The 26,715-nt window shown below is 72.8% G+C and carries 24 protein-coding genes; 13 read left to right on the top strand and 11 right to left on the bottom strand.

What is annotated here, in order from left to right; genetic code table 11:
• Positions 1–2: 2 nt before the first annotated feature.
• Complete coding sequence (locus BKA18_RS01450) at positions 3–356, bottom strand: YciI family protein (protein WP_006607010.1); 354 nt, start codon at positions 354–356, stop codon at positions 3–5.
• A 324-nt stretch (positions 357–680) separates the two neighbouring features.
• Between BKA18_RS01450 and BKA18_RS01445 the strand changes: the two genes are divergently transcribed.
• Positions 681–1,877, top strand: coding sequence for an AI-2E family transporter (locus BKA18_RS01445; RefSeq protein ID WP_429638096.1), 1,197 nt, complete (start codon positions 681–683; stop codon positions 1,875–1,877).
• 30 nt (positions 1,878–1,907) lie between these two features.
• On the opposite strand, the gene BKA18_RS01440 is transcribed toward BKA18_RS01445, so the two are convergent.
• Positions 1,908–2,066, bottom strand: a complete 159-nt coding sequence (locus BKA18_RS01440; RefSeq protein ID WP_159032194.1) for a hypothetical protein — start codon at positions 2,064–2,066, stop codon at positions 1,908–1,910.
• 201 nt (positions 2,067–2,267) lie between these two features.
• Between BKA18_RS01440 and BKA18_RS01435 the strand changes: the two genes are divergently transcribed.
• Entirely contained in the window at positions 2,268–2,855 is a 588-nt protein-coding gene (locus tag BKA18_RS01435) for a GNAT family N-acetyltransferase (protein ID WP_366043747.1), read from the top strand.
• Positions 2,856–2,883: 28 nt separating this feature from the next.
• On the opposite strand, the gene BKA18_RS01430 is transcribed toward BKA18_RS01435, so the two are convergent.
• The 3 genes from BKA18_RS01430 to BKA18_RS01420 form a co-directional block, all read right to left on the bottom strand.
• Positions 2,884–4,146, bottom strand: coding sequence for a glycosyltransferase (locus BKA18_RS01430; RefSeq protein WP_366043746.1), 1,263 nt, complete (start codon positions 4,144–4,146; stop codon positions 2,884–2,886).
• Between the two features lie 103 nt (positions 4,147–4,249).
• Positions 4,250–5,308: a class I SAM-dependent methyltransferase gene (locus BKA18_RS01425; RefSeq protein WP_366043745.1), complete on the bottom strand. Its 1,059-nt coding sequence runs from the start codon at positions 5,306–5,308 to the stop codon at positions 4,250–4,252.
• Positions 5,309–5,397: 89 nt separating this feature from the next.
• Entirely contained in the window at positions 5,398–6,483 is a 1,086-nt protein-coding gene (locus BKA18_RS01420) for an acyltransferase family protein (protein WP_366043744.1), read from the bottom strand.
• A 663-nt stretch (positions 6,484–7,146) separates the two neighbouring features.
• Between BKA18_RS01420 and BKA18_RS01415 the strand changes: the two genes are divergently transcribed.
• The 5 genes from BKA18_RS01415 (at position 7,147) to BKA18_RS01395 (ending at position 12,215) form a co-directional block, all read left to right on the top strand.
• Positions 7,147–7,827 (top strand): hypothetical protein, encoded by a 681-nt coding sequence (locus BKA18_RS01415; protein ID WP_366043743.1) that lies wholly within the window; start codon positions 7,147–7,149, stop codon positions 7,825–7,827.
• A gap of 123 nt (positions 7,828–7,950) precedes the next feature.
• A complete protein-coding gene (locus tag BKA18_RS01410) occupies positions 7,951–8,703 on the top strand; it encodes an IPT/TIG domain-containing protein (protein WP_366043742.1) in 753 nt (250 codons plus the stop codon).
• 168 nt (positions 8,704–8,871) lie between these two features.
• Complete coding sequence (locus BKA18_RS01405) at positions 8,872–10,446, top strand: IPT/TIG domain-containing protein (RefSeq protein ID WP_429638094.1); 1,575 nt, start codon at positions 8,872–8,874, stop codon at positions 10,444–10,446.
• A gap of 405 nt (positions 10,447–10,851) precedes the next feature.
• Positions 10,852–11,796, top strand: a complete 945-nt coding sequence (locus BKA18_RS01400; RefSeq protein ID WP_429638093.1) for a ligand-gated ion channel — start codon at positions 10,852–10,854, stop codon at positions 11,794–11,796.
• Positions 11,797–11,939: 143 nt separating this feature from the next.
• Positions 11,940–12,215 carry a hypothetical protein gene (locus BKA18_RS01395; RefSeq protein WP_006607020.1) on the top strand — a complete coding sequence of 92 codons (276 nt, stop codon included), beginning with the start codon at positions 11,940–11,942 and terminating at the stop codon, positions 12,213–12,215.
• A gap of 104 nt (positions 12,216–12,319) precedes the next feature.
• Here the strand turns inward: BKA18_RS01395 and BKA18_RS01390 are convergent, their stop codons facing one another.
• Both BKA18_RS01390 and BKA18_RS01385 read right to left on the bottom strand, forming a co-directional pair.
• Entirely contained in the window at positions 12,320–13,846 is a 1,527-nt protein-coding gene (locus tag BKA18_RS01390) for a GMC family oxidoreductase (RefSeq protein WP_366043739.1), read from the bottom strand.
• 147 nt (positions 13,847–13,993) lie between these two features.
• Entirely contained in the window at positions 13,994–14,755 is a 762-nt protein-coding gene (locus BKA18_RS01385; RefSeq protein ID WP_366043738.1) for a GNAT family N-acetyltransferase, read from the bottom strand.
• A 505-nt stretch (positions 14,756–15,260) separates the two neighbouring features.
• Between BKA18_RS01385 and BKA18_RS01380 the strand changes: the two genes are divergently transcribed.
• From BKA18_RS01380 to BKA18_RS01365, 4 genes are all read left to right on the top strand, one after another.
• Positions 15,261–15,866 carry an ATP-binding cassette domain-containing protein gene (locus BKA18_RS01380; RefSeq protein WP_366043891.1) on the top strand — a complete coding sequence of 202 codons (606 nt, stop codon included), beginning with the start codon at positions 15,261–15,263 and terminating at the stop codon, positions 15,864–15,866.
• Positions 15,863–16,726 (top strand): metal ABC transporter permease, encoded by an 864-nt coding sequence (locus BKA18_RS01375; RefSeq protein ID WP_366043737.1) that lies wholly within the window; start codon positions 15,863–15,865, stop codon positions 16,724–16,726. Before BKA18_RS01380 ends, BKA18_RS01375 begins: the two co-directional genes overlap by 4 nt.
• Complete coding sequence (locus BKA18_RS01370) at positions 16,684–17,484, top strand: ABC transporter substrate-binding protein (RefSeq protein ID WP_366043736.1); 801 nt, start codon at positions 16,684–16,686, stop codon at positions 17,482–17,484. The genes BKA18_RS01375 and BKA18_RS01370 overlap by 43 nt, the downstream gene beginning before the upstream one ends.
• Positions 17,485–17,635: 151 nt before the next feature.
• Entirely contained in the window at positions 17,636–18,061 is a 426-nt protein-coding gene (locus BKA18_RS01365) for a RidA family protein (RefSeq protein ID WP_366043735.1), read from the top strand.
• A gap of 121 nt (positions 18,062–18,182) precedes the next feature.
• On the opposite strand, the gene BKA18_RS01360 is transcribed toward BKA18_RS01365, so the two are convergent.
• Together BKA18_RS01360 and BKA18_RS01355 are read right to left on the bottom strand one after the other, a co-directional pair.
• Positions 18,183–19,856 carry a class I adenylate-forming enzyme family protein gene (locus tag BKA18_RS01360; RefSeq protein ID WP_366043734.1) on the bottom strand — a complete coding sequence of 558 codons (1,674 nt, stop codon included), beginning with the start codon at positions 19,854–19,856 and terminating at the stop codon, positions 18,183–18,185.
• Complete coding sequence (locus BKA18_RS01355) at positions 19,853–21,637, bottom strand: CoA transferase (RefSeq protein WP_366043890.1); 1,785 nt, start codon at positions 21,635–21,637, stop codon at positions 19,853–19,855. Before BKA18_RS01355 ends, BKA18_RS01360 begins: the two co-directional genes overlap by 4 nt.
• 244 nt (positions 21,638–21,881) lie before the next feature.
• On the opposite strand from BKA18_RS01355, the gene BKA18_RS01350 reads away from it, so the two are divergent.
• Positions 21,882–23,144 (top strand): acyl-CoA dehydrogenase family protein, encoded by a 1,263-nt coding sequence (locus BKA18_RS01350; RefSeq protein WP_429638092.1) that lies wholly within the window; start codon positions 21,882–21,884, stop codon positions 23,142–23,144.
• Here BKA18_RS01350 and BKA18_RS01345 read toward each other — a convergent pair.
• Positions 23,134–24,264 (bottom strand): sugar ABC transporter permease, encoded by a 1,131-nt coding sequence (locus BKA18_RS01345; protein ID WP_366043732.1) that lies wholly within the window; start codon positions 24,262–24,264, stop codon positions 23,134–23,136. The two genes, BKA18_RS01350 and BKA18_RS01345, sit on opposite strands and share 11 nt — an antisense overlap.
• Positions 24,264–25,487, bottom strand: coding sequence for an MFS transporter (locus BKA18_RS01340; protein ID WP_366043731.1), 1,224 nt, complete (start codon positions 25,485–25,487; stop codon positions 24,264–24,266). Before BKA18_RS01340 ends, BKA18_RS01345 begins: the two co-directional genes overlap by 1 nt.
• A 334-nt stretch (positions 25,488–25,821) precedes the next feature.
• Here BKA18_RS01340 and BKA18_RS01335 point away from each other — a divergent pair, with 334 nt between their 5' ends.
• On the top strand, positions 25,822–26,649 hold the full coding sequence (locus BKA18_RS01335) for a hypothetical protein (protein ID WP_366043730.1): 828 nt from the start codon (positions 25,822–25,824) through the stop codon (positions 26,647–26,649).
• Positions 26,650–26,715: the final 66 nt, after the last annotated feature.

The raw sequence follows: 26,715 nt of genomic DNA, 5'->3' as shown, positions 1-26,715 counted from the left end.
TGTCACTCGAAGGATCCGTGCTGAAACGGCCTGACCTCGATGGGGAGGGTGGTGGCGCGGGCGAGCTTGCGGCCCCATTCGAGGGCGGCGTCGAGGTCGGGTGCCTGGATGACGGTGAAGCCGCCGATGTGCTCCTTGCCCTCGACGTACGGGCCGTCCGTCATCAGCATCTCGTCGTCCTTCTGCCGCACCACGGTGGCCGTGCTCGGCGGGTGCAGCCCCCCGGCGAAGACCCAGGCGCCGGCGGCCCTGAGCTCGGCGTTCACGGCCTCCACGTCCCGCATGATCGGCGCCAGGAACTCCGCCGACGGCGGGGGCCCGTCGGGCTGGTAGATGCTGAGCAGGTAGTGCGTCATGGTGTGCCTCCTTGGCCGATCGCTCCGCCGGCGCCTCGCCGGCCTCTCACCCTCTATACGAACGGCCTCGGCCCGGATCGACACGGTGACGCGACCGGCCGGAAAATCTTCCGCCGCCCGAGCGCGGCGCGGCGCAGCCGTCCCGCCCGGCCGCCCGCCGTCCTCCCGCTGCCGCATGCCTTCGGGGGAATGCGCGCCCGCGCACGTTCGAAGTCCACCCCAAGGTGATACCCGTCTGGTACGCGCGGAGGCGGATGCCTGCCTCTCCGGGCAGTCGTCCCCCGTCCGGCCCTGGGCAGGGGGGTGGGAGGCGGTGGCGGCCAGGTGCAGAACCCATCCGGCAGGGAGCGTGCGCGCTCCTCCGCCGCCCACGGGGGCAGGACCGGTGCACGTACCGCCCGCGGCGCGTGGGCGGCAGGCGCGCGCCGGTCACTCGGCGGTGCCCCGGACCGCAGCTCGTGGGAGGCCGCACACATCTCTCCGACGCTCCGACTGGCGGCCGCGTACGGCTGGCGCCTGATCGTCGTCGGGGTGGCCGTCTACCTGGTCTTCGCGGCGCTGGGACGGTTCCACCTGGTCACGCTGGCGGTGTTCCTGGGCCTGGTGATGACGGCCCTGCTGGAGCCGCTGGTCAGTGTGCTGCACCGCTGGATGCCGCGGTCGGCGGCCGTCGTGGTCGGCCTGCTGCTGGCCATCCTCGTCCTCTTCACCGTCCTGAGTCTGATCGGGGCGAATGTCGCCGGCGAGTGGGAGGGGCTGCGCCGGGAGTTCGACGGCGGTGTGGCCAGGATCGGACGGTGGCTCGAAGGCCCGCCCTTCCACCTGCGGCCGGGGACCCTCTCCGATGTGCAGGCGCAGGTATCGCGGTTCGTGGCGCGCCATCGGGCCACGCTCATCAACACGGCGCTCAGCGGGGTGGGCCGGCTGGTGGCGGTGCTGACGGTGGGGGTGCTGGCGCTGTTCTGCTCGGTCTTCTTCCTGTACTCGGGCGACCGGATGTGGGCGTGGTTCGGCGGCCAGCTGCCGGTGCGCGGCCGCCGTCCCGTGCACCTCGCGGGGCGCGCCGCATGGGTCACCTTCACCGGGTACACCCGCGGAATCGTGGTGGTGGCCGCAACCAATGCGGTGCTCGTGGGAGTGGCGCTGTTCGTGCTGCGGGTGCCGCTCGCCGTCCCGCTGGCCGTCCTGGAGTTCTTCGCCGCCTTCGTCCCGCTGGTCGGCTCGCCCGTCGCGCTGGCCGTGGCCGCCGTGGTGGCGCTGGCCACGAGGGGCCCGCTGGTGGCCGCGGTCGTGGTGCTGCTGATCGTGCTCATCGGGCAGCTCGAAGGCCATGTGCTGCACCCGCTCGTGATGAGCCGGGCCGTGCGTCTGCACCCGATGGTGGTGGCGCTCTCCGTCATCTGCGGCAGTGTCGCGGCGGGAGTGGCCGGAGCGGTCGTCGCCGTCCCGCTGGTCTCGGTGGTCTGGTCGGTCTACGGCGTCCTGCGCGCACCCCGGCCCGCCGTGTCCCAGGGGAGCTGAGCGCGTCCGGCCGTCCCCTTCCGACGCCCGTCAGAGGCCCACCGTGGTCAGCAGCGACAGCAGGCTTCCCTTGCCCAGCGCGCCCACGCCGCCCCGGATTCCCGGGTCGGCCACCGCGGTACCGGCCAGTGCGGCGGAGAGCGGCAGCAGAATGCAGAGCACCATCGCCGTGCGCATCGATCTCTTCATTGCAGTCTCCTTTCGTCGTCTCGTCGTCGACACCATCGGCACGACCACGGCCGCACTTGAATCCCCGACGTGATGCCCGAAGTGGCAGCCGCCGGAAGCCCAGTTCCGCCCCTGTGGGACGATTCCGGGTGCTGCGCACGGGCGGAAACCGCACCGTGCGGCAGGAACGTCGTCCTACGGGTGCACTGCGGGGGGAACCGGGTGTTTGCGATATCGCTGGGTGCGGACGGTGCCGAGCTGCGGCCGCTGGAGCCCTGGCACGCCGAGGAGTACCTCGCGCACATCGACCGGGGCCGTGAGTACATCGGCCGGTACATCGCGCTGGCCGAGCGCGCCACCGATCTCGCCTCCGCCAGGGCGTTCCTGCAGTCCTACGCGGACAAGGCGGCGGCCGACAGCGGTCGCCTCTACGGCATCTGGCAGGACGGTGTGCTCGTCGGCGGCGTGCTGTTCCGGACCTTCGACGCCGCGTCGGGCACCTGCGAGGTCGGCTGCTGGCTGGAGGGGGCGGCCGCCGGTCGTGGGCTGATCACCCGCGCGATCCGGCTGCTCATCGACTGGGCGGTGGACGAGCGCGGCATCCACCGCGTGGAGTGGATCGCGGCCGCCTCCAACACCGCGAGCATCAACGTCGCCAAGCGGCTCGGCATGGTCCGGGACGGAGTGCTGCGCGAAAGCAATCTGTACCGAGGCGTCCGCCACGACATGGAGATCTGGTCGGTCCTGGCCCCGCAGTGGCGCGAGCTGCGCGCATCGGGCCGGCCCCGGCCGCCCCTTGCTCAGCAGTAGCAGCCGGTCCGCGGCAACCACCTGACGCTCAGCCGTCCGCGGTGCCCCGCTCCGCGAGCCGTTCCACCGCGGTCAGGACGCGGCCGGCCCCGTCCTCGGCGTCGAGCAACGCCGCGAGCTGCTGGGCGCGATGACGGTAGCGGGGTTCCTCCACGGCCTTCCGGATGGCCGCCGCGAGACGCTCCGCGGACAGCTGCCGGAACGGCACCCGTCCCGGACTGACCCCGAGCGCGGTGAGGCGCGACGCCCAGAACGACTGGTCGAGCATCATCGGCACCGGGACCGCCGGCACCCCCGCGCGCATACCGGCCGCCGTGGTGCCCGCGCCCGCGTGGTGGACGACGGCCGCCATCTGCGGAAACAGCTGTGCGTGCGGGACCTCGCCCACGGTCAGGACGTCATCGCCGTCGACCGACAGACCGGCCCACGCCGTCTGGACCACGCCACGCACTCCGGCCAGCCGCAGGGCCCGGCCCACGAGGCGTCCCAAGCGCTCCGGCTCGTCGAGGGACATGCTGCCGAAGCCCACATAGACCGGCGGCGGGCCGGCTTGCAGGAAGTCCGCCAGCCGGGAATCCGGTGTCCAGTCAGGCGCCTCCCACGGCCACCAGTAGCCCGTCACCTCCATTCCCGGCCGCCAGTCCGTGGGCCGCGGCACCACCACGGGGCTGAAACCGTGCTGCACCGGCCAGGTAGCCCGGCGCCGGGCGAGTGCGCCGGCCGTCACACTCAGCTGTCGCTTGAGGTGCTTGACCCCGGTGGCGAACGCCAGGTCCAGAAGGGACTGGGCGCAGCGTCCCGCGGCCCGGTTGCCGAGCGGTCCCAGCGACGGCAGGTCGGCGATGACCGGCGGGAACTCCCGGGTGGGGGCGAGCGGCTGCAAGAACACACCGGCGCTGGGCAGTCGCAGCCCCGCCGCGGCCACCAAACCCAACGGCGCCACGCTGCTGGAGAACAGCAGGACATCGACGCCGGACGTACCGGCCTCGATCAGCGCGTCGGCCATCTTGGGAGCCAAGTCCCTTGCCAACTGCACCTGTTGGACCTTGGAGAGCCGATACCCAGGGCCCTTTCCGCCGGGCCAGCCGGGCTTCTCGTGCCCGGCTCCCGAGGTGGCGTACGGGTCGAGCGGAAGCGGGTGGAAGCCCAGCCCGCTGCGGCGGACGTGTGCGGCCGAGCGGGTGTGGGTGGCCATCACCACCGTGTGGCCGGCTGCCTGCAGCCGGCTCCCGAGGCCGGTGTAGGGAGCCACGTCTCCGTGTGAACCTGCGGTGGCGATCAGGATGTGCATGGTCGGAAGTGTCCCGTCTCTTGGGGGAGGAGGAGGGCGAGTGCGCAGCCCGTCACCCGGGCGGACTAATCTGCGCAACCCCGCACCACCTCGCGCCGCGTGGTCAGTCTCGTCGGGCGACCACCCGGTACGCGTTGGACAGCCGGGTGCGCCGGGTGAGGGGCGCCAGCAGAAGGTCGAGCGCGATCAGGACGAGCAGCGCGGGTGCGGCGGCCAGCAGGGACAGCGCGCGGATTCCCCGGCCGAGCGGGCTCGGCTTCTTCGGGAGCCACGGCAGGTCTTCGCCCGGCAGGACGGAGTTGAGTACATTCACCGCCGCGGACGTCAGATCGGTGGGGATGTGCGGCTCCTTCCGGTCGGTGGCCACGATGGTGAAGCCCTGCTCGGTCAGTGCGCTGCGGAGGTTGTCCAGCGGAATGAGGTGCAGGTGCTGGGGCTGGAGCCACGGGCCCCACCACCGGCCGAGCAACCGGGCGGCGGCGGACTGCGGGTCGGGGACTTCGACCAGGAGGTGGCCGCCGGGCCGGAGCACCGTCCGGGCGGCGGTCAGTTCACGCCGGGGCGCCAGGGTGTGCTCCAGGTAGTGATACATGCTCACCACGTCGTAGTGGCCGGCGAGCTGCCCGGCCAGGCCGGTGAAGGAACCGCGGTAGGCCCGGGCGATGCGGCCCGTGCGGGCGGCGATCTCGACGCCCTCGCCCCAGTCCAGCCCGTGGAATTCGGTGCTCGGGTGCAGGCGCCGGGCCTCGGCGCAGAAGTGGCCGTGGCCGGTGCCCACATCCAGCCAGCGGCCCGGCCGGCCGAAGGGGAGCATCGCGCGGGCGCGGGTCCGGTAGAGCTTGACGGCGAGGGGCGAGGAGGCCATCCGCGCCATCGTGGCTTCACCGAGGCCGTCGTAACAGTCGCGGTAGTAGAAGTCCAGGCCCTCCGGGCTCAGTCGGGGGTTCTGGAAGACGTGGCCGCAGTTGTGGCAGGTGTCGAGCACGAAGCTGCCCGGTTTGCGCTGGGGATGATTGGTGGTGCGCAGGCGCTCGCGCAGTCGGGGGGAGGTGCACCAGGGGCACGTACTGCGCGGCGGCTCGAAGAATTGCGCCAGCCCGCGTGCCAGCTCGTCCTGGTAGTGGGGCCGGTGGGCGGCGACTTGCTCGCTTCGCGACGTCATCAGGAGCCTCTTTCAGCTGTCGTCCTGCGGGGGGAGCGGTGCTGCGGGTGGGGGAGGCGCGGGGCGACACGCACGGTCGGCTGTTTCGTTCACGGGGCTGCCGCCAGCCGGGGACGCTCACGACGACGGGCGCGCGGCGAGGAGAAGCGCCGCATGCACGGGCGCTCCACTCCCGCGTACACCAGCCAGGAGAGCAGAAAGATCACGGGGAGTGCGGCCAGGATCGCGGCGAGTCTGCTCCAGCCCAGGTGCGTCAGACCCATGAACATCAGCCCCAGCACCAGCAGGTGCACCAGATACATGGCGTAGGAGATCTCACCGAGGAACACCAGCGGTGCAGTGCGCAGCAGCGATGCTCTGCCGCGCAGATCCAGTTCCGCGGTGGCATGGACCAGCACGGCGAGCGAGCCCACGGTCGAGGCCGCGTACAGGAAGGTGTGCGGCAGAAGGGACGCGTTCACGATGACGGCGCTGATGACCCCGAACGCGGCAGGCAGCACGCCGATGCGGGGAAGCCGGATTCGCTCCGCGGAGATACGAGCCACGATCATGCCGAGCACGAACTCGGGCAGCCGGGTGACCGGGAGCATGTACAAGAACCAGTATCCGGGGAAGAACCGCCCCTCAGGGTTGAGGACCAGCGCACAGAACACCGGCCAGGCCCAGACGAGGGCAATCGCCGACACCGCGCCGATCAGCAGTCCGCGCCGCGACAGCCGCTTGATCCAGGGCAGCAGCACCGGGAAGAGAAGGTAGAAGAACATCTCGGCGGCCAGGGACCAGGAAACAGGATTACCCGCGGAGAGAAAGCGCTGGCTGGGTACCCAGGTGTTCACGAGGAAGAGACTGGTGAGGTGGGCCACTATTCCCGAACCGCCCTTGGCGGTCGCCGTACCTGCGAAGGCGAGGGCGCCTACGACCACACACCAGGTCAGCACGTGATTGGGCAGAATCTTGGCGGCCCGCCGGCGCCAGAAGGAGCGCGCGGTGTCCGTTGGGCGGGCGGAATGGGTGAGGACGAATCCGCTGAGGATGAAGAAGAGCGACACCGAACTCGCGCCGACCCACACTTCGGGCCCGAGCGTCCTGGCGAGGTGCGGGTTGAGCAGCAGGACGCTGTGCGTGTAGACGACCCCGCCCGCGGCGGCAAAACGCAGACCGGTCAGCGAGGGCAACCGTCCGCGGCTGGAACTCCCGCCGTCTCCCGTTGGCGGCCCCGCATCCGTACGGCCGGCCGGGGCGCTGCCCGCCGTGGCCGTGGGGCGGGATGACGACCTGGAGAGATGGCGCATAAGAGGCCTCCTGCGAGAGCACGCCCAAGCCCATGACCACCACGTACATGGAGGGGAGGTGCATGGGGCGGAGCCCGCCTGGGATCGGATGGCATGGCTGATCCTGGCCCGTGCAAAGGAGTGGGCGGCCCGTCGCGCGGCTGGCTTGATTGACCCATTTCCGGACGCCCCGGCAATAGGGGGGTGGGCCGATTTCACTCGTACGGCCCAGCTCCTCCCGAGCCCACCAGGGAGGGCCACAGGGGCACCGCCGGTGTGCTGTAACGGGGCCGATGCGCGCTCTGCCGATCGGGTGACATGGCGTCAAGGCACTTGCCGGTGCGCCCACCCAGGTGGATTACTGGCTCCGTTCCAGTCCGGTGGGCCCGCCCGTCCCTCTCGGGGAGCGGCAACTGGCCTGCCCTCACTGACCACTTGAGCGCGCGGGGAATCGGTGCAGCCCTGGCGCCGTGGTGGTGCGCGCTCCCGAGGGGGCGCATGCACCAACCCGTGCGGTGCGTTGGCGTCGGGGCCCGGCGGCGCACGCCATCTCTCTCCGGGGGCGTCATGCCAACCGTCCGCACTCTGCGATCCCTCCTCGGTGTCGGTGTCCTTGCCGTGGGGCTGGCCGTGATACCGGCCCCGGCACACGCCCAGACCTCTGTGCTGTGCAGCGAAGCCGCCCTGGTGAACGCGATCACGGCGGCGAACGCAGCCGGCGGCGACACCTTGGCGCTGTTTCCGTTCTGCACCTACCGGATCACCAGTGCCCACGGCACCAGCCCGGTGGGACCGGTGGGGCTTCCGCCCCTCACCGCTCCGATCAGGCTGACGGGCCTGGGCAACATCATCGAGCGCGATCCGGGCGCCCCGCCCTTCCGCGTCCTTCAGGTCGAGGGGTCCGCCAACGTACCCGGAACGAACGGCCAGTTGGACGCGGTCGGGATCACCTTCCGAGGCGGCAGCGCGGTGTTCCCCTATCCGGGAGGCGGTATCTCGAACCTGGGCGGCACGGTCTCCCTGCGCCTCAGTTCCGTCACCGGCAACACCGCCGTGGCCGGGGGCGGCCTCTACAACGACAACGGTGTCCTCACGCTGAACGGCAGCTCCGTCGCCGGTAACACAGCCGCCTTCGCAGGCGGCGGGATCTACGTCAACTCCGGCGCCGTGACGCTGTCGGGCTCCACGGTCAGTGGCAACACCCCGGACAACTGTGCCCCGTCAGGCAGCGTCACCGGCTGCTCATGACGGCCGGCCGAGGCCCCGGCCGAATGCTCCACCACGCAGTCCCCACCGCAGCCGGCGGCGAACGCAGCCTGTCGGCCGCGGTTCCTCACCCCCTTCACACACCTCGCTCAAGGAGGCCATGCCATGCCCCTCTCCCCGAACCAGGGCTCGACCGGAGGCGGGACCACGGTCACCATCACAGGAACCAACCTCGGCGGTGCCACGGCGGTGCACTTCGGCTCCAAGACAGCCACCATCACCGCCAACACCGACACCTCGGTCACCGTCACGTCCCCGTCCGGCACCGGGACGGTCCCGGTGACCGTGACCACCCCCGGCGGCACCAGCAACCCGCTGTCGTTCTTCTATATCGGTGCGCCGTTCAAATCCAGCCTCAGCCCCCTCACCGGCGTCACGGCGGGCGGCAACACCGTCACCATCAACGGCACCGGACTGACCACCGCCAGCGCGGTGCACTTCGGGGCCGCCACCGCGACCCCGGTCGTGGTCAACGACGGCCAGCTGACCGTCACCGTACCGCCGGGTGCGGCGCCCGGGCCGGTGAGTGTCAGCGTCACCACCGCCGGCGGCACCAACAACGGCCTGACCTACACCTATGTCGACGCACCCACCATCGGCACCCTCAACCCCAACTCCGGTCCGCCGACCGGCGGGACGGTGGTGACCCTCACCGGCACCAACCTCAGCACCGCCCAGGGCGTCACCTTCGGCGGCGTGTCCGCGGCGTTCTCCGTCATCAACGACACCAGCCTGTCCGTCGTCTCCCCGCCCAGTGCGGGCGGCGCGTCCGGCCCCGTCGACGTCGTCGTGACCACCAACGGGGGCAGCGCCACCGCCGCCGGTGCGTTCACCTACGTGGCCGGACCCGGTATCTGACCTGCCGCCCGGTCCGCCGACCGCCTCGGCTTCGCCACCAGGCGCCCGGACAGCCTGCCCGGACAGGGTGCGCCCTGCCCTGCCCGGGCCCCGCTCTTCTCCCTTGACGAGCCTTGGCCTGGCACCATTTCGCCGGTGCCGGGCCCGGGCGCCCGCCCTCGAAGGACCATGGCTGTGCATCCCTCTGAAAACCTGCCGTCCGCTTCCGCCCCGCGGCCGCTGGCCGCCGCCCCGCCCACGGTCACGTCCGTCTCACCCACCTCGGGTTCCACCGCGGGCGGCACCAGTGTGACGGTGACCGGCACCGGCTTCACCGGCGCCACCGCCGTGCGCTTCGGCGCCACGCAGGCGCCCTCGTTCACCGTCGACTCCGACACCCAGATCACCGCCGTCACTCCGCAGGGCACCGGAACGGTGCAGGTCACCGTCACCACCCCGGCCGGCACCAGCAACCAGTTCGTCACCTACGGCTACACCTCCCTCTCCGCGCCCGTGCTCTCCGCGCTGAGTCCGAGTTCGGGTCCGGGGGCCGGCGGGACGGTGGTGACGCTGTCGGGGTCCGGGTTCACGGGGGCGACCGCGGTGCGGTTCGGTGCGGTCCCGGCGTCGTTCACGGTGGTGTCGCCCACGCAGATCTCGGCCACGGCGCCGGCGGGCTCCGGCACTGCCCAGGTGACGGTGACGACCCCGGGAGGGACGAGCAACGGGGTGGCGTTCACGTACACCTCGGCTTCCGTTCCCGTGCTGTCGTCGGTGAGTCCGAACTCGGGCACCACGGCCGGCGGGACGACGGTCACCCTCACCGGCACGGGCCTGGCCGCCACCAGCGCGGTACGTTTCGGCGCCACCGCGGCGACCTCCCTCACCGTCGTCTCCGACACCGTCCTCACCGCCGTCGCCCCGCCCGGGAACGGCACCGTGCAGGTCACCGTCACCACCCCGGGCGGCTCCAGCAACGGGGTCTCCTACACCTACTCCGTGACCCCCACCCTGAGCAGCGTCAGCCCGAACCAGGGGCCCACCTCGGGTGGGAACACCGTCACCCTGACCGGCGCCCACCTCACCGGAACCACCGAGGTCGACTTCGGTGCCACCCCGGCGACGTCCTTCACGGTGCTCTCCCCGACCCAGATCACCGCCGTGGCTCCGGCGGCGGTTGCGGGGGCGGTCGATATCACCGTGACGGCTCCGGGCGGGACCGGCACCCTCCGGAGTTCGTACTTCTTCGTCAACGCCCCGGTTCTCACCGCCGTCGCACCGCTCTCGGGCCCGCTCGCGGGCGGCAACACCGTCACCCTGCTCGGCACCCACCTCGTCGAGGCCACGGCGGTCCGCTTCGCGAACACCGCCGCCAGTTCGTTCACCGTGGTCTCGGATTCCCAGATCACCGCGGTGGTCCCCGCGGGGGTCGCCGGAGCGGCAGACGTCACCGTCAGCACCGCCGGCGGCACCAGCAACCCGGTGACCTACACCTACGTCGCGGCTCCCGTCCTCACGACACTGGCCCCGACCCAGGGGCCCACCTCCGGCGGGAACACCGTCACCCTCACCGGGACCCACTTGTCCCAGGTGACCAAGGTGCTAGTCGGCACCCTGCCCGTGGGCTTCGTCATCGTCTCCGACAGCCACCTCGTCGCCGATGTCCCCGCGGGAGCCGTCGGGCCGGTGGACGTCACCGTGGTCGGCCCCGGCGGCACCAGTGCCCCGCAGAGCTACACCCGGGTGTCCGCACCCGGCATCTGACGCGGCGGCCGGTGGCCGGGTTACGGCGTCCGGTCCAATCGACAAGAGAGAGCTCTACCAGCGCATCCGGCACGACGCTCAAGCGGAGGATCTCTGGGCGATCACGCGCATGCCGTCTGCGCGGTCGGCAGCCGCGTCGCGCCGCGGCCCTGGGCAGGGGCCGAACGGGTGCATCCTGAGCCGGTCTGCGGGGGTGGGCCATTGTGATCGCGATCTTGCCTCGGGCGCCGGGTTATGGTCCCGCGTGGAAACGCTCCCCCTGGGGCAGTTCCCGCTGCTCCCGCTGGTGTTCTTGGAGGCTCGCCGGGTATGCCCCATTCGTACGGCGGGCCGGCGGACGGCCGACGTGGCTTCCCGGCCGGGCTCCGGTCGCGAGCGGGCGCCCTGCTCGCAGCCGTCGCTGCGGTGCTGAGCACGCTGATCATCGCCACGCCCGCCGCTGCGGCCGTGCCCAGTTGCACGGTCGGGGCTTACGTCACCGACCTCTACGAGGTGGATCCGGTCAGGCGCACCGTGGACGCGGACCTGTGGCTGTGGAGCCTGTGCCCACGCAAGGATCTCGCCGCTCTCCAGCGTCTCGAGTTCATCAACGCGACGAAGGTGTCGCTGACCGAGCCTTCCAGCGAGAAGGTGGGCAACGAGTACTGGACGCAGGTCAAAGTGTCCGGGACCTTTCGGCAGAACTTCGACCTGACGGACTTTCCGTTCGACAAACAGGTCGTCCGGATCCGGATCGAGGAAAGCGCGCTGGACGAGTCTCGGTTCGTCTACCGGGCGGATGCGAAGAACACCGAGTACAACCCCAGGATCCATCTCGAGGACTTCAAGATCACTAAATTCCGGATCGGTGTCGTGTCCGCGCCCTACCGGACGAACTTCGGCGATCCCCGGCTCAAGCAAGGAGGCAGCAGCCGCTACTCCCAGCTGGTGATCGAGTTCCATCTCGCCCGAGAGGACCTCACAAGCTTCGGCAAGTATGTCCTGCCGGTATATGTGGCTTTCCTGGTCGCCATGATCTCGTTTCTGATCTGGTCGAAGGACGACGAGGTCGCCATGATCACACGGCTCGGGATTCTCGGTACCGCGCTCTTCACGATCATGCTCAACTTGCGGACGGTCGACGAGGCGCTGGGCACCCTCCTGAACGTGACGCTCGTCGAAGAGATCCACTTCATAAGCCTGGTCTACGTACTGATCGGTGTCGCCAACACCACCTACATCATGAGGCTGTTGACCGATCCCATGGGCCGACCGGCGGCGCGGCGCGTCAACAACCGCATTTTCGCCATCGCTACGGGCCTCTACCTCATCGCCAACATCGTCGCCATCTCCCTCACCGTGTCGTTCTGAGTCCGTACACCGCTCGGCGCCGAGGCGACCGCCGGCTCCGCAGCTGCCGGGCTCCTGACCCGAGCGATCTCCCTGAACGAAGCCACGCCGGGGTGCGCCGTCGCTGATTGCCAGCGACGTGTCGGACAAGGCACCCTTGCGTCATGTCGCACGTGAGACTCGAAGCCTGGATCGGCGGAGAGTGGCTGGAAGTGGATGCCGTGAGCGTCTCCGTACTGGAGTCCGCGCTGACCCTCTCCTTCGAACGCCAAAGGACCGAGTCCGGATACCGGAGCCTCATCTGGGAGCCCTTGGAGAAGTTTCTCCGGGAGTACCGCGAGGAGCCGGTCGTCGTGGTGCCGCTCGGGCGCAACTTGCCCGTGATGTTCGGCCCCGGTGCCGCGGGGCCCTTCCGGCTGTCGGAGATTGCGGACGGCTGACCTGCGCGCGAGGACCGGACGGGCCTGCTGAGCTCCGCCCCCGCCCTCCCTGTGACATGTCCCTCGACACGGTCGCGGGGAGGACGGACGGCCGTGCAGCCGGTCTATGCCGTGCGGCGGATGAGGTCGGCGGCCTTCTCCGCGATCATGATCGTCGCGGGGTTCGTGTTGACCGAGACGATCGTGGGCATCACCGACGCGTCCGCCACCCGCAGGCCCGTCAGCCCGTGCACGGTCAGATCCGGCGCGACCACCGCCTCCGCGCCCGTCCCCATCGCGCAGCTGCCCACGGGGTGGAAGTACGTGCCGGTGGCGCGCGCCAGGAAGGCGCGCAGCTCCGTCTCTCCGGTGACGTGGTCGCCGGGAAGCACCTCGCGTGCGCGCCACCGGCGGAGCGGACCCGCCGCCGTGATTTCCCGGGCCACCTCGAAGCCGTGCAGCATGCGCCGGACGTCCGACTCCGTCCCGAGGTAGTTCGGGTCGATCAGCGGCGGGGTGTCCGGGTCGGCGGTGGCCAGGCGCACCGAGCCCCGGCTCTGCGGCACGGTCGCCACCCCGAGGGTGAAGCTGTTCGCCGGTGCCTGCATCGTCGGCGGGTGGTAGGGGATATGAGCGAACATCAGCTGCATATCAGGGCCTGGCAGCGACGGATCGCTGCGCCACAGCAACGACGTCTCCGCCAGGTTGGTGCGCCCCGCGGGGATCGGACGGCTCGCCTCGAAGACGAGCGGGCACAGCGGGTGGTCGTGCAGGTTGTGTCCCACACCGGGCAGCTCGTGGTGGACCTCGACCCCGGTCCGTCGCAGTTCCTCGGCGGGGCCGATGCCCGAGAGCAGGAGCAGGCGCGGGGAATCGATGGCGCCGGAGCTGACGATCACCTCGGCGTGCGCATACGCGGTGACCGTCTCCGCGCCCCGGCGGAACTCCACCCCCGTGCACCGGTCGCCGTCGAGGAGCAGGCGGTGCGCGCGGGAGTCGGTCGAGACGGTCAGGTTCGGCCGTCGGGTGCGGACCGGGTGCAGATAGGCCTCCGCGGTGCTCTGGCGTCTGCCGTCCGCGATGGTCAGGTCGTGCCAGCCGGCGCCCTCCTGGCCGGCGCCGTTGAAGTCGTCGGTTGCCGGGTGGCCCGCCGTGACCGCGGCGTCGACGAAGGCCTGGGAGACCGGGTTTGCCTCCTCCGGGCGGGCCGGCGCGGGGCGCATCGGGCCGCTGTCGCCCCGGAACTTCGGATCCTTTCCGGTGACCGTCTCCATCCGCCGGAAGTAGGGGAGGAGCGCCTCGAAATCCCACCCCGCGCACCCGTCGGCGGCCCAGCGGTCGAAGTCGTTGCGGTGTCCGCGAAGGAAGACCATCGCGTTGATCGCGCTGCTCCCGCCCAGCGTTCTGCCCCTCGGGTACGGATGGGCCAGTCCGCCGGTGCCGTCCTGCGGCACCGTGGTGTAGGCGTGGTCGACCTCGGTGCCGAATAACGTGGGCCACGCCGGCGGTACGGCGATCTCCGCCCGGGTGTCCGCAGGTCCGGCCTCCAGCAGCAGCACCGTTCTGTCCGCGTCCTCGGACAGCCGCGCGGCCAGCACACAGCCCGCCGACCCCGCCCCGACAACGATGTAGTCGAACTCCTCCGACACCACTGTGTCCTCCCCTTCGTCGGCAGGCCGCGCTGACGGCCTCCTGCGGGTCGGATCGTACCGTCGGTGGTGCGGGAGGCGAGGTCAACTTCCGCCGTACGCAGGGGATATGGCGGAGAAGGAGTGGGTTCCGGCTCCTCCGCCCTCCGGTCAGGCGGCGGCGATCCGGGCGGACACGCAGGGGTCCTCGTTGCGGAAGCCGAGGCGGGTGTAGAGCCGCTCGGCGGGGGCGTTGTCGGCGAGCTGCCACAGCGTGCAGAACCCGTACCGGCGTACGGCATACCGGGTCAGCCACGAGGTCAGCGCCGCGCCGAGGCCCTGGCCGCGCTGGGAGGCGTCGGTCGCGACGGACGCCATCAGCGGGGCGCCGCTGTCCCGCAGACTGCTCATGGCGCCGCAGGCCACCAGCCGCCCGTCGGGGTCACGGATGCCGGCCCACACGCTGACGTCGGCGGAACCGGGGCCGGTCGAGTGGGCCGGGCTGTGGATGTTGAGGAAGGCGAGCAGCTCGTCGTGGTGGGACTCGTCGAGTACCACGACCCGCTCCTCCGCCCGCTGGACCGGCGGTTCCTCCAGCGTCCAGCGGAAGACCCACTCGACGACATCGCTCACCGGCAGCAGGCGGCCGGTCAGGGCCTCGGTACCGCGCGGACCGGTGAACTCCCGCACCTCGTCGGGACGGCCCAGCGCGGCGCGCAGGACGAGTCCGGCGGCGGCATCCGGTTCGCCGACGCTCCACATGTGTCCGCGGACACCGTCGAGCCAGGCGACGGCACCGTGGCCGGTCCAGCTGATCCGGTCGGCCGGGTGCTGCCGCGCGGCGCCGAAGCGCAGCAGGGCAGCACCGGTCTTGCGTTCCAGGCCCTGGTTGAACAGGTCCGCGGTCCGGGGAACAAGAGTCGTTGCCTGCATCGCTCTCTGGGGAAGGCCGTAGGGGAGGGGCTCGGCCCGGACGCGCGCAGGACGCGACCGGAACCGTCTGTCTGAGTATGGGGATCCCGGCAGCGGCTGCGCACGCGCGCGCCCGGCCGACCGGGACGGCCCACTGTCGCACACTGCCCCTGGCCCGGGGCAAATCCCGGCGGAACCCGGAAGTGAACACCCGGTGGCGGTCCGGGGCAGAGACGGTCGGCCGGGCCGGGCCGCGGCGTGAATCAGCAGGTCGGGGAAGGGGCGGAGATGGGCGGCGGGCCGCAGCGCTCGGCCCTCGCACCGGGCCCGGCCGCGGTGCGTGGCCCGGGCGCCGGCTCCCGGAGCGGTCCCGCACCACGTCTCCGGAACGCTTTCCGACGGCGGCGGGAACCAGGCAGCCCCGCGGGCCGACTAGTGGGCTGTGGAATGGCGCACGAAGAGGCCGCGGCCCGCTGAGGCCCGGCACGGGAGTGGTGGGGCCGGCCTGGCGGTACGGCTGCGGGACGTGGTGTGCCGGCATGGCCGGCTGGAGGCCGTGCAGGGGGTCGATCTCGATGTGGCGGCCGGTGAGCGGATCGCGCTGACCGGGACCAACGGCTCGGGGAAGACGACCCTGTTGCGCGCGGTGCTCGGGCTGCACCGGCGGGTCGACGGGGAGATCCTGGTCGGCGGGCGGGGCACGCGCACCGCCGCCGAATGGGCATGGCGGCGGCGGGCCTGCGCATGGATTCCGCAGCGGCCGGCGGCCGGGCGGTTCCCGCTGCTCGCCGGTGAGCTGCTGGCGAGCAGCGGATCCCCGGCCGAGGCGGCGGAGGCGGCCGGGCGGCTGGGCGTCGGAATGATGGCGGACCGGCCGCTGAGCAGTCTGTCGGGCGGCCAGTTGCAGCGGATGCACCTGGCGCGTGCGGTGGGCTGTGTCGCGGCCGGCGCCGGGGTGCTGCTCGCGGACGAGCCGACCGCGGCGCTGGACTTCGCGGGGCAGGAGGAGGCCGCCGAGGTCCTCACCGGCCTGCCGGTGACGCTGCTCGTGGTCACCCACGACCGGGCGATGGCCGCCCGCTGCGACCGGACGTGGGAGATGGCCGCCGGGCGTCTGCGGGAGGTGTCATGAGCGCGCTCGGACAGATCGGTGAGCTGTGGCAACTGGTGCCGGTGCAGCGGGCCGGCGGCGGGTTGCTGCTCGCGGCCTTGGGACTGCCGATCGTCGGGGTGGTGATCGTCGGTCTCGACATCGTGCCGGTGCGCTTCGCCATGATGCACGTCGCGCTGCTCGGGATCGCCGTGGGGCAACTGCTGGGTCTCGACCCGGTGCTGTGCGCGCTGGTGGCGTGTGCGCTGGCCGGCGCGGGGGTGGCGCCGCTGGCGCGGACCGCGGACGGCCTGTCGGGGGCGATGGGGCTGCTGATGAGCCTGGCCATCGCCGCCGCGCTGTTGCTGCTGGCGCTCTCCGGGGTCAACGCCAACGGCGCCTTCGCGCTGCTGTGGGGCTCGATCCTGGCGGTGCGTCCGGCCGATCTGGCCGTGCTGGGGGCGCTGGCGGTGGCGGTCCCGGCGCTCTTCGTCCGGCGCCGCCGCGACCTGGCGCTGCTGCTGCACGACCGGGAGCTGGCGCAGTGCTCCGGGGTGGCGGTGCAGCGGCTGACCGTGCTGCTGCTGGTCCTGGTGGCGGTCGCGGTGGCAGGCGCCATCCGGCTGACGGGCGCGCTGCTGGTGGACGCGCTGACCCTGCTCCCGGCCCTCGCCGCCCGTCGCCTCGGCCGCTCCCTGGTGTCGATCACGGTGTGGGCGGTCGGCATCGGCGTCGTCGTCAACGTCGTCGGATTTCTGCTGTCGCTGGCCTGGGACCTGCCGCCCGGCCCGGTACTCGTCCTCGCCGCGGGGGCCGTCGCCCTCGTCGCGCATCTCATCCCCGAACGGAGAACTCGCTCATGGCGCCTGCCCGCCGCTTCTTCCGCCCCGTCACCGCACTGAGTGCGGGGCTGCTCCTGCTGACCGGCCTGACCGGCTGTGGAGCCGGGTCCGACAGGGACGCCGCAAAGGGGTCGTCCGGCCCGGTCGTCGTCGCGACCTCCAGTTGGGAGGCGGCGCTGGCCAAGGCGGCCGGTGCCAAGAACGTCAAGTCCCTCGTCCCCGCGTCGATCCGGCATGCGCCCGACTACGACCTCAAGCCGTCCGACCTGGCGGCGGTTTCCGGCGCCGACTACGTCCTGTACGCCTCCTTCGAGCCGTTCGCGGGACGGATCAAGGAGGCGGCGGGCTCCAAGGCGAAGCTGGTCGAGCTCACCCTGGACAACGCGCCGGCAACGACGAAGGCCCAGGTCACCAAGTTGGGCAAGAAGTTCGGCACCGAACCGGCCGCCGCCAAGTGGAACTCCACCTTCACCGCGCGCTGGCAATCCCTCGGCTGGCAGGTGAAGGCCAGTTGGCACGGCGGCAAGGCCCCCACGGTGGCGGCGCAGAAGTTCACGACCTGGGCGGCCGATCTGGCCGGCGCACGGGTGGTCGGCACGTACGGACCGGAGGCGGTCACCCCCGGCCAACTGTCCGCGCTGACAGCGAAGAAGCCCGCGTTCGTGCTGGAGAACGAGAACATGTCGACCGGGACCGTACTGCCCGGCTCGGGCGCCGAGCAGCTGAACATCATCAACTACCCGGGTAAGGACCTCGACTTGCTGGCCGTGTACGGCAAGGCCGCCGCGCAGATGAAGAAGGCGTTCGCGCGGGGCTGAGCAGAGTGCTCCGGCACTCCGGCCGTGGGGGCAGCTGCCTGGATCAGCTGGATTGCGGTATCGGACGTTTAGGGTGGATCGGGATGAGTAGGGGTCCCGTCCGTCGTGGCGGGGTGCCCCGATCCGCTGTCCGAGACTGAGGAAGGGCGCCGTGCCGCGTACCACGCTCCAGCCGCAAGAACTGTTCTCCAGCCGGCCGTGGGGATTCTCCCAGGTCGCGGTCTCCCCGCCGGGAAGGATCGTCAACATCGCGGGGCAGGTCGCCTGGGACAGGAATCATGAAGTGACCGCTGTGGGGCGGGAGGCGCAGCTTCGCCAGGCGCTGCAGCATGTGTTCATCGCTCTCGACGCCGTCGGCGGCACCCCGGACGATATCCAGATCCTGCGGCTCTACCTTCCGGACTTCGAGTCCGGCCCCGAGGCAGATCTGATCGGCCGCGTCCTCGTGGAGACGTTCGGAACCAAGAACCCGCCGCCGTCCTCATGGATCGGAGTGCAGGCTCTGGCGCAGCCGGAGTACCTCGTGGAAGTCGAGGCCATGGCGGTCGTTCCGGAGGAGGCGCACAGCGCGGGGTAGTGACGCCGTCCGTCGGTGCAGCGGACCGGCTCATGACGCGCCGGCGCCAACGGCCCGGACCGGCCTTGACGACAGCGGGGGGCAGGACCGCCGGGCGCGGCTCTGCCCCTCCTCCCCGGTGTCAGCCGGCCTGCGTCCGGTCGGTGGGGAACGCCTCGGCGGCCCGGTCCCGCAGTGCCGCCCGGTCGGGCTTGCCGGCCGGGGTGAGCGGCAGGTCGCCGGCGATCAGCAGCAGATGCTCCGGGTGCTTACGGCGTTCCAGCCCGAGCCGGTCCAGGTGCGCACACAGGCTCTCCAGCGCCGGCTGCCGACCGGGCCTGGGCACGACGCAGGCCGCGAGGCGTTCCCCCATCAGCGGATCGGGGACGCCGACGCACAGCACGTCCCGTACGTCCGGATGGGACGAGAGTTCTCCTTCGACCTCGGCGGGGCTGACGTTCGCGCCGCCGCGGATCACGATGTCCTTGAGGCGGCCGACCACGCGCAGGGTGCCGTCGTCGGTGAACCGGCCGAGATCTCCGGTACGGACCCAGCCGTCCGCCGTGCGGTAGCGCATGTTCAGCTCGGGCGCGCCGACGTAGCACATCGGGGTCATCGGGCCGCGGGCGAGGATCTCTCCCGCGTCACCGGAAGCGCCGCCCTGGAGGGGGGCGATCCGGATCTCGCAGACACCGGGGTCGGGCCGGCCCACCACGATCCCGGGACCGGTCTCCGGTCCGGCCGGCCCGGCCAGACCGCCGTGGCAGTGGACGCCGTCGGCGGAACCGTAGAGGTTGACGACGGCGCAGCCGAAGGCCCGGCGGGCCTCTTCGCGGGTGGCCGCGTCGAGCGCGGAACCGCCGAGCACCAAGGCGGTGGGGGCGGCGGGCCGTTCGTGCTCGGCCGCCGGCCGGTCGAGCATCATGCGCACCATGGTGGGCACGGCCATGACATGGGTGGGCCGGTGGGCGCGGATCGCCTCCAGGGCGGCGTCCGGCGTGAACCGGTCGAGCAGGACGAGGCAGCCGCCGTGCCGGGCGAGGGTCACCGCCGTGCCGCTGCTGCCGAAGGCCGAGGCCAGCGGCACCAGGAACAGACAGCGCGGTGGTGTGCCGTCCCGCAGCAGTGACGCCAGCGAGTTGCCGCGGCCGCCGGCGAGCGCATTGTGGGAGTACGCCACCATCTTGGGCTCGGCCTCGGAGCCGGAGGACACCAGGATGCGGGCGGCCGCATCCGGGTCGGGACGCGCGGGCACGAAGTCCTCCGCCTCGGTGTCCAGCAGCGCGTCCAGCGACAGACAGCCCTCGGGGACCGGACCGGGTCCGGCCGCGATCACCGTGTGCAGCGCGGCGAGTTCCACGCTGACTCCGGACGGACGGCTGAGTTCGGCCAGCTCCCGTGCGTGCGCGAGGCCGCGGTACTCGGTGGCCGCGAGCACGGCCCGCGCACCGGAGCGGCCGAGCAGGGACAGCGCCTCCCGCCCGCCGCGCCCGACGGGAAACGGCAGGGCGACGGCCCCCAGCGCGGCAATCGCCAGGTCGGCCGCCACCGCCTCTCTGGTGTTGGGGAGTTGGACGCCCACCGCGTCGCCCGGACCGATGCCCGTTCGGGCAAGTCCCGCGGCCAGACATCGGGCCCGGCGGTCCAGATCCGCGTAACTGATCTCGCCCTGCGCGTCGATCACGGCGGTGTCGTGGGGGCGGGCGATCCGCCGGGCGCGGAACAGGCTGTACAGATCCAGGTCGGGGCAGTGTCCTTCGGCGGCCCAGGTGCGGCGCAGGGCGGCCGGGACGAGGTCGTGGAACCGGGGTGTCATAGGAACCTCCAGGGCGAAGGGACGACCAGGGAGCCGCGGGTGTCGCGGGTCAGGGCCGCGCCCACCCGCGGGTCGGCCGGCAGCGTGGCAAGGTCGGTGGTGACGGCGGTGGCGGCGTGGCCCCGTGCACGCAGGGCGGCAACCGCCTGATCCGTGGGCAGCTCGCGCAACGTCGGGAAGGCGGCGGCCGCCGTACGGGAGGCGGCATCGGACGGGGCGAGCCAGCCGTCGGCGGTCGGCAGCGGACGGCGGAACCCGGCCGGGCGGCGCGGCGCCCGGCCGCCCGCGGCCCGGTGCACGGCGGGTGCGGTGAGCAGCTCCGCGGCGCCCAGCAGCGAGGACTCCACCCGTACGCCGCGGCCGGCGCGCTCGCGCAGCAGCAGACCGGCCAGCACCGCTCCGGCGCCGAGCAGCCCGCCGAGCACATCGAGCAGGGTCATCAGGGAGGGGGCGGGCGGCTCGTCGACGGGACGGGCCGCTTCGCCGACGCCGGTACGGGCCTGCACCATGAAGTCGGTGCCCATCGGGGCGTCGGGGAGCGGGCGGTCCGCCCAGCCGCTGGTGTACGCATACACCAGGCCCGGGTTGACCGATGCGAGGCGCTCGGCGTCCAGCCCGAACCGTTCCGCCCTGCCCGGCGCCCAGTTGTGCAGGAAGACCGACGCGCCGGCGGCCAGCTCCCGCAACTCCCCTTGCCCGGCAGGGGACTTGATGTCGATCTCGATGGCGCGCTTGCCCCGGTTGAGGGCGAGCCAGCGGGCGGAGACCTCCGTACAGCAGGGTGGCATGCCGCGCAGTGGGTCCCCGCCCGGCGGTTCGATCCGCAGCACGTCCGCGCCGAGCAGGCCGAGCAGATGGGCGGCGAGCGGCGCCTGGACCCGGCGGCCCGCTTCCAGCACGGTCAGGCCGGCGAGGGGGAGCGCCGCCGGGGGAGTGGCGCTCTCGGCCGACGCGCTCACCGGCTCGTCCCGCGGGGTCACGGTCCATGGCCCGCCGGAACGTGCCGCCGGGTGCCCCGCCAGCGGATACACGGCACACACCTCGGCCCCCGAGGACGCGGCGGCCTGCCGGACCCGCACCCAGGAGGCGGCGCGCGCCGTCGCGTGCAGCGGCTCGGGCAGTGGCGCGCAGGCGGTGGCGTACCGGAACTGGAACGGCCGCCATCCGGCGCGTATCGCCTCCTCGGGTGCACCGAGTGCGCGCCAGAACCGCGCCCAGGGGCCGGGCTCCAGCGCCTCCAGTTCGAAAGCCGTGCCGCAGGAGGAGGTGAACGGCGGGCCGCCGGGGGCCGACGGGACCGCCTCCGCCTCCGGCGCGTTCGCCGCGGCGAGGTACTGGGAGAGCGTCAGCAACGCGGCCCGGTCGGCCCCCGTGCCCAGCTCCACGGCGCCGCTGACGCCACGGGCCCGGCCCAGCAGCCCGGCGAGCAGGCCCTGCACCGAGAGCACCGACGCACAGGTGGCGGCGTAGTCGACGGCGAGCCCCCGCGGGGCCCCGTCGCGTCTGCCGTGCACATGCATCATTCCGGTGGCGGCCTGGACGGTCGCCTCGTCGGCGGCATCGTCGTCCGGCAGCACGTCGGCCCAGGCGGTGTACGCGGTGACCTCGCCCAGCCGGAGGCCGGTGGCCGCGAATCGGGCGGGGCCCGGCGGCGCGGCCGGGGAGACGCCGGCCGGTGTCGCGTCGAGGCGCGCACCGAGCGCCCGCAGCGTGCCCAGCGACGGTGCGGTGAGCGCGGCCGGTCCCGAGACCTGAATGTCCACCTCCTCCAGTGGTCGCATCGCACCGATGACAGTGGGGTGTGCCACGGCATTCCTCTCCGGCGGCGGCAGTGCGCCGCACATCTCGCACGGACCTGAACGGACGTGGACGGACGGATGTGGACGGACGGATGTAGACGATCGGCGTGTGGACGATCGGCATGTGGACGGGCGGGAACCGGACGACTCCTCGGGCCGACCAACTCCACGGCCAGTAAGTCGGACTGTCGGTTCACCGAGTTCCCGGTGAATGCGGAGGAAAGCCGTGAACCTCATGAATTCCGAGCAGGGCACGTCGTGCGCCCCGGCCCCCGCGCAGGCGGACCGGCAGCCCGCGGGCCCCGCGTCCGGGCGGCCGGACTGCCCGCCCGGGGCAATTCAACTGCGCGACCGGGTGGCCGAGTTCGTACGGGAACGGGTGATGCCCTGCGAGCCGGTCCTCGACGGCGGCGGCCCGGCCGCCCGGACCGCGCTGCGCACCCTCCAGGACGAGGCGAAGGCCGCCGGGCTCTGGGCGCTGCCGCTGCCCGTCGAATTCGGCGGCCAGGGGCTGCCGTTGACCCACTACGCGCACCTTGCCGAGGCCGAGGGGGCCAGCGACCACGGCCCCGCGGCCCTCGGCTCGGCGCCCCTGCTGGACGTGCTGATGCTCGAAAGGCATGCGAGTGCCCCGGTCCGGGAGCGACTTGTCCGGCGCATCGTGGCCGGCGAGCTGCGCAGCTGCTACGCCATGACCGAACCCGACACCCCCGGCACCGACCCGGCACAGACCGCGACCCGCGCCGTGGCCGGCCCCGACGGAACCTGGACCCTGCACGGCCGGAAGTGGTTCATCTCGGGCGCCGGCGAGGCCGACCTGGTCACCGTACTGGCTCGCACCGGCGGGACGGGCGGTGACGAGGAACTGTCCCTGCTGCTGGTGCCCACAACCGCCCCCGGCTTCCGGGTGCTGCGGGAACTGCCGGTCCTCGGCGCGGGCGGCCAGTGGGAGATCGCCCTCGATGGTGTCACCGTGCCCGCGGACCATCTCCTCGGCGCGCGCGGCCGGGCCCTGCGGATCGCCGGGGAACGCCTGGGCCTGGGCCGCACCCTGCGCTGTCTGCGCTGGCTCGGACAGGCCGAGCGGGCCTTCGACCTGATGTGTGCCCGAGCCCGTACGCGCACCCAGCGGTCCGGCCCGCTGGCCGACCGTCAGCTCGTCCAACAGCTGGTGTTCGACTCCCTGCTGGCCATCCGCACCACCCGGCCACTGGTCCACGAGGCGGTGGCCGGACTGGCCGCGGGCGGCTCCGCCCGGCTGGAGACGGGCCTCGCCAAGGTCGCCGCGGCCCGGATGCTGCAGCAGGTCACCGATGCCGCGATCCAGGTGTACGGCGCGGCCGGCCTCGGGCCGGACACCGCACTGCCCGGCCTGTTCCGAACGGGCCGCGCGGCCCGGCTGCTCGACGGGCCCGACGAGCTGCACATCGCGTCGGTGGCCCGCCGGGTACTGCGCGACCACCCGGCGGCACCCGGCGTCACATCGTGAACGGCCCCACCAGCCCGGTGAGCAGTGCCAGCCCCCACGCGAAGAAGAAGTCCCCCCAGACCAGTTCATGGCGGGGGGCGAGGCCGCGGGCGGCGTCGTAACAGCCGTCGCGCAGCGCGCCCGTGGGGGACAGATGCGCCACGCTCAACCGGTGCAGAATCTGCTCTCCCCACCGCATCAGAGGGCCGCCCTCGGACCCGCGGCCGGCCGCCCGCGCGAGCGCGGCCAGCTTCAGTGCGGCCACCGCCTCGATCGCGGCGGCGGAGGTGTCCGGCGGGCCCGGCGGGTGCCCCGCGCCCGCGGGAGGACCGTCCTGAGCCGGCGGGACGAGCGCCGCTCCCGGCGCCGTACGCAGCGCCACCAGCCGTCCGGCGGCCTCCCACAGCCCGCTCTCCCCGAGGTGCCGGAGCCCGTCCGCGACCCCCAGCAACAGCCATGCCGCCGTACGGCTCCAGCCGGGCGCCGGCTCGGCGCACGCCGCCCAGGTGCCGTCCGGCCGGGCCCGCCAGGCCGGACGCGGCGGATCCTCGGCGAGGCACAACGCCAGATGCCGGGTCAGGTGCCGGTAGGCGGCGGCCCGACCGCCGCCCGGAGCACCGGCCAGCAGCGGCACCAGCCCCGGAACGCCGTCCGCGCGCGCCAGCAGCCGCGGACCGCCGAACGCGGCACCCCACGGCACCACACCAAACTCCGGCTCGTACGCCGCCAGACAGGCCCGTGCCGCCCGGTCCCGCAGCGCGGCCGCCGCCTCGTCACCGCCCGGCCCGGCGGCCAACGCGGTGCCGTACCAGAGCACCAGCCCCCGGGTGGCGGTGTCCTGGTCGGCCCAGTACCCGAGCCGCTCGGTGCAGCGGGCCGCCGCCGTCCGGTCCTCCGGAGCACCCGAGGACAGCGCACGCAACCACAGCAGCCCGGCCCAGCAGCCCCCCGTCCACGAACCCCGCCCGGTGGTCGTCCACTCACCGGTCTCCGGATCCGCGTACAACGGGAACCGCGCCCCGACCTCGTCCGCCGTCCGCGCGACCCGCTGCAGAACGGCCGCCAGCGCCGGCCCGGCCCAGTCGGCCGCTCCGTTCGCCGTGTCTGCCGCCGCCCGCACCGTGCCGTCCGCCTTCCTCATCACGCCTCCCCGTGGTCACGCGACCTCAGCGGTACGGCCACCGCCGCGGCCGCCGCGAACTCCACCGCCACCAGCAGCCAGCCCGGCCCGTACCCGCACGCCGACACCAGCGCGCCGAACAGCGGCGGACCCACCGCGAAGCCGGCGAAGAAGCCCGCCGACACCAGCGCCGAATCCGCTCCCGCACGTCCCGGTGCGGCGCTCTGCAACACCAGCACCATCGACACCGCATTCGCCGACACCGCGAACGACCCGACCGCGACCGCGGCCGGCCACACCAGCAACGGCAGCACGAGCGCCAGCGCCAGCAGCAGCGCCGCGCCCACCGCCCCGGCGGCCAGCAGACCGGGCAGCGCCCGCGCCCGCCCCGGCCGCCCGGCGATCCGGGACCAGCCCACCCGGCCGCCGATGCCCGCCAGCCCGAGGACGGCCACCAGCGCGGCGGCCGCGACCGGCGTCAGGCCCAGCCGCTGGGAACCGAACAGCGCCAGATAGGTGTTGACGGAGGCGATGCCGCACCCGAGCAGCACCGAGAACCCCGCCAACCGCCCGACCGCACCATGGGTGAGCGACGCGGAGCGCGGACCGGCGGCGACCCGCGGCGGGTCGGGCGGCAGGACGCGGGCCGCCCACCCCGCGGCCAGCGCCGCCGCACCGGCCGCCGTCCACACCGCGCCACGCCAGCCCACCCCCGCGGCCAGCACCGACAGCGGCAGCCCCGCCACGAAGGCACCGACCTGGACGCCCGACTGCTTGAGCCCGGTGACCGCCCCGCGCCGCTCGGCCGGAAAGGCCGCAAGGATCACCTTGTTGGTCGCCGGGTTGGCCAGCGCCTGCGCCAGACCGCCCAACGTGACGGCCGACAGCAGCACAACCGCCCCTGGAGCGGCCCCGATCAGCGCCAGCGAGGCCGCCGCGAGCAGCAACAGCGCGACCAGACACCGCCGTGGCCCGACCCGGTCCACCAGGCGCCCCGCCACCGGCGACAGCAGCGCCGCCGCGCCGAACCCCGCCGTCGTGGTCAGGCCCAGCACCGTACGGGATAGGCCCAACTCGCCGACCAGCCACGGCCCGAGCGCACCGATCAGAAAGAGCTGCATCATCGAGAAGGCCATGGCGGATGTCAGCAACGCCGTCACCCCCGGCCCCGCGCCCCGCGGCCGGGGTATGCCCCCCTCCGGCCCGGCGTCCTCCGCTTCGCCGCCCCGCTGCACCTGCACCACACGCCTCCTGACCCTCCGGCCCCGCCGCGGGACCCGGTCCAGTCAGTCGTACGGGCCCGGTTGTCAGTTCCCGACGCCGCACTCGGCCCGGCGCCACCCTGCGTACGAAGGCCGCACCGCCGCACCGCCGCACCGACCCACGCCCCCGGCAGCCCTCCCTCAAGACGCCCGGGGCAGAAGCGAACCGATCCGGCCGATATCGGACCGCTGCTCGCCCCGCGGGCCCCGGCGCAGGTCAGGACCAATAACCAGCCTGTCGATCGGCTGCGACAGATCTTGTACGCACATGAGCAACCCTGCCCGGACAACAGGCCGGAATGGCAGCATGATTGCCATGACAACCGGGCCGGTCTCACGCGCTGTACGCGCCGCGGCTTTCGCGGCCGTCTGCGTGACGACAACGGCCCTCGGGCATGCGCTGATGGCCGCGGAACCACTCCCGTGGTGGGCCGTGCTCGCCGCATTCGCCGCGACGGGCCCGGTGGGATGGTGGCTGACCGGACGGGAACGGGGCGGCCTGACCATCACCGGCGCCACGGTTCTCGCCCAGCTCGGGCTGCACGCACTGTTCGACCTCTCGCCCTCCTGCGCCGGCGCCAAGGGCGTCGACGCCATGCCCGAACGGCACTGGGCGGCACGGCTGTTCCGCCACGCAACAACGGCCCCCGACCCGTCCTCCCTCCCCGCACCGTCCTCGGCACTCCGCCTCCTGCCCCCCACAGAACTCGGCCCCACGGTCACCCGCCCGCCGCTGCCCACCCCGATGGGTGCCATGCGCGGGATGGCCGACATGGCAGGGGCCACGATGCCCGGTACGGGGCACCTCGGTGCCACCGCCGGCACCATGGGACACCCCGGCCACCTGGACCTGACGCCCTCTGGCCATGGCTCACTCGGCATGCTGCTCGCCCATACGCTGGCCGCGGTCCTCTGCGGCCTGTGGCTCTGGCGCGGCGAGGCAGCCGCGTTCCGGCTCGCCCGCAGCTTCGCGGCGGCGCTGTTCGCCCCCCTGCTGCTGGTCCTGCGGACGATCGACCGAACCGGCCTGCGGCCGCTCGCGCGCCGGGTCCCGGCCGACACACCCGCCGTGCGCCCGCACGGCGCGCTCCTGCACCACGTCGTCGTCCGCAGAGGCCCACCAGGGCTCCCGGTCTGCTGCTGACCGTACGCACCGCACCCCCGGCGCCGCCCTCCGCTATCCCTCAACCCCTTTGATTCCCGGCGGCGT

The sequence above is a fragment of the Streptomyces auratus genome (assembly GCF_050433025.1).
GTDB lineage: Bacteria > Actinomycetota > Actinomycetes > Streptomycetales > Streptomycetaceae > Streptomyces > Streptomyces sioyaensis.
Note: the sequence above shows the minus strand (reverse complement) of the source record. Positions and strands in the feature narration are given on the sequence as shown.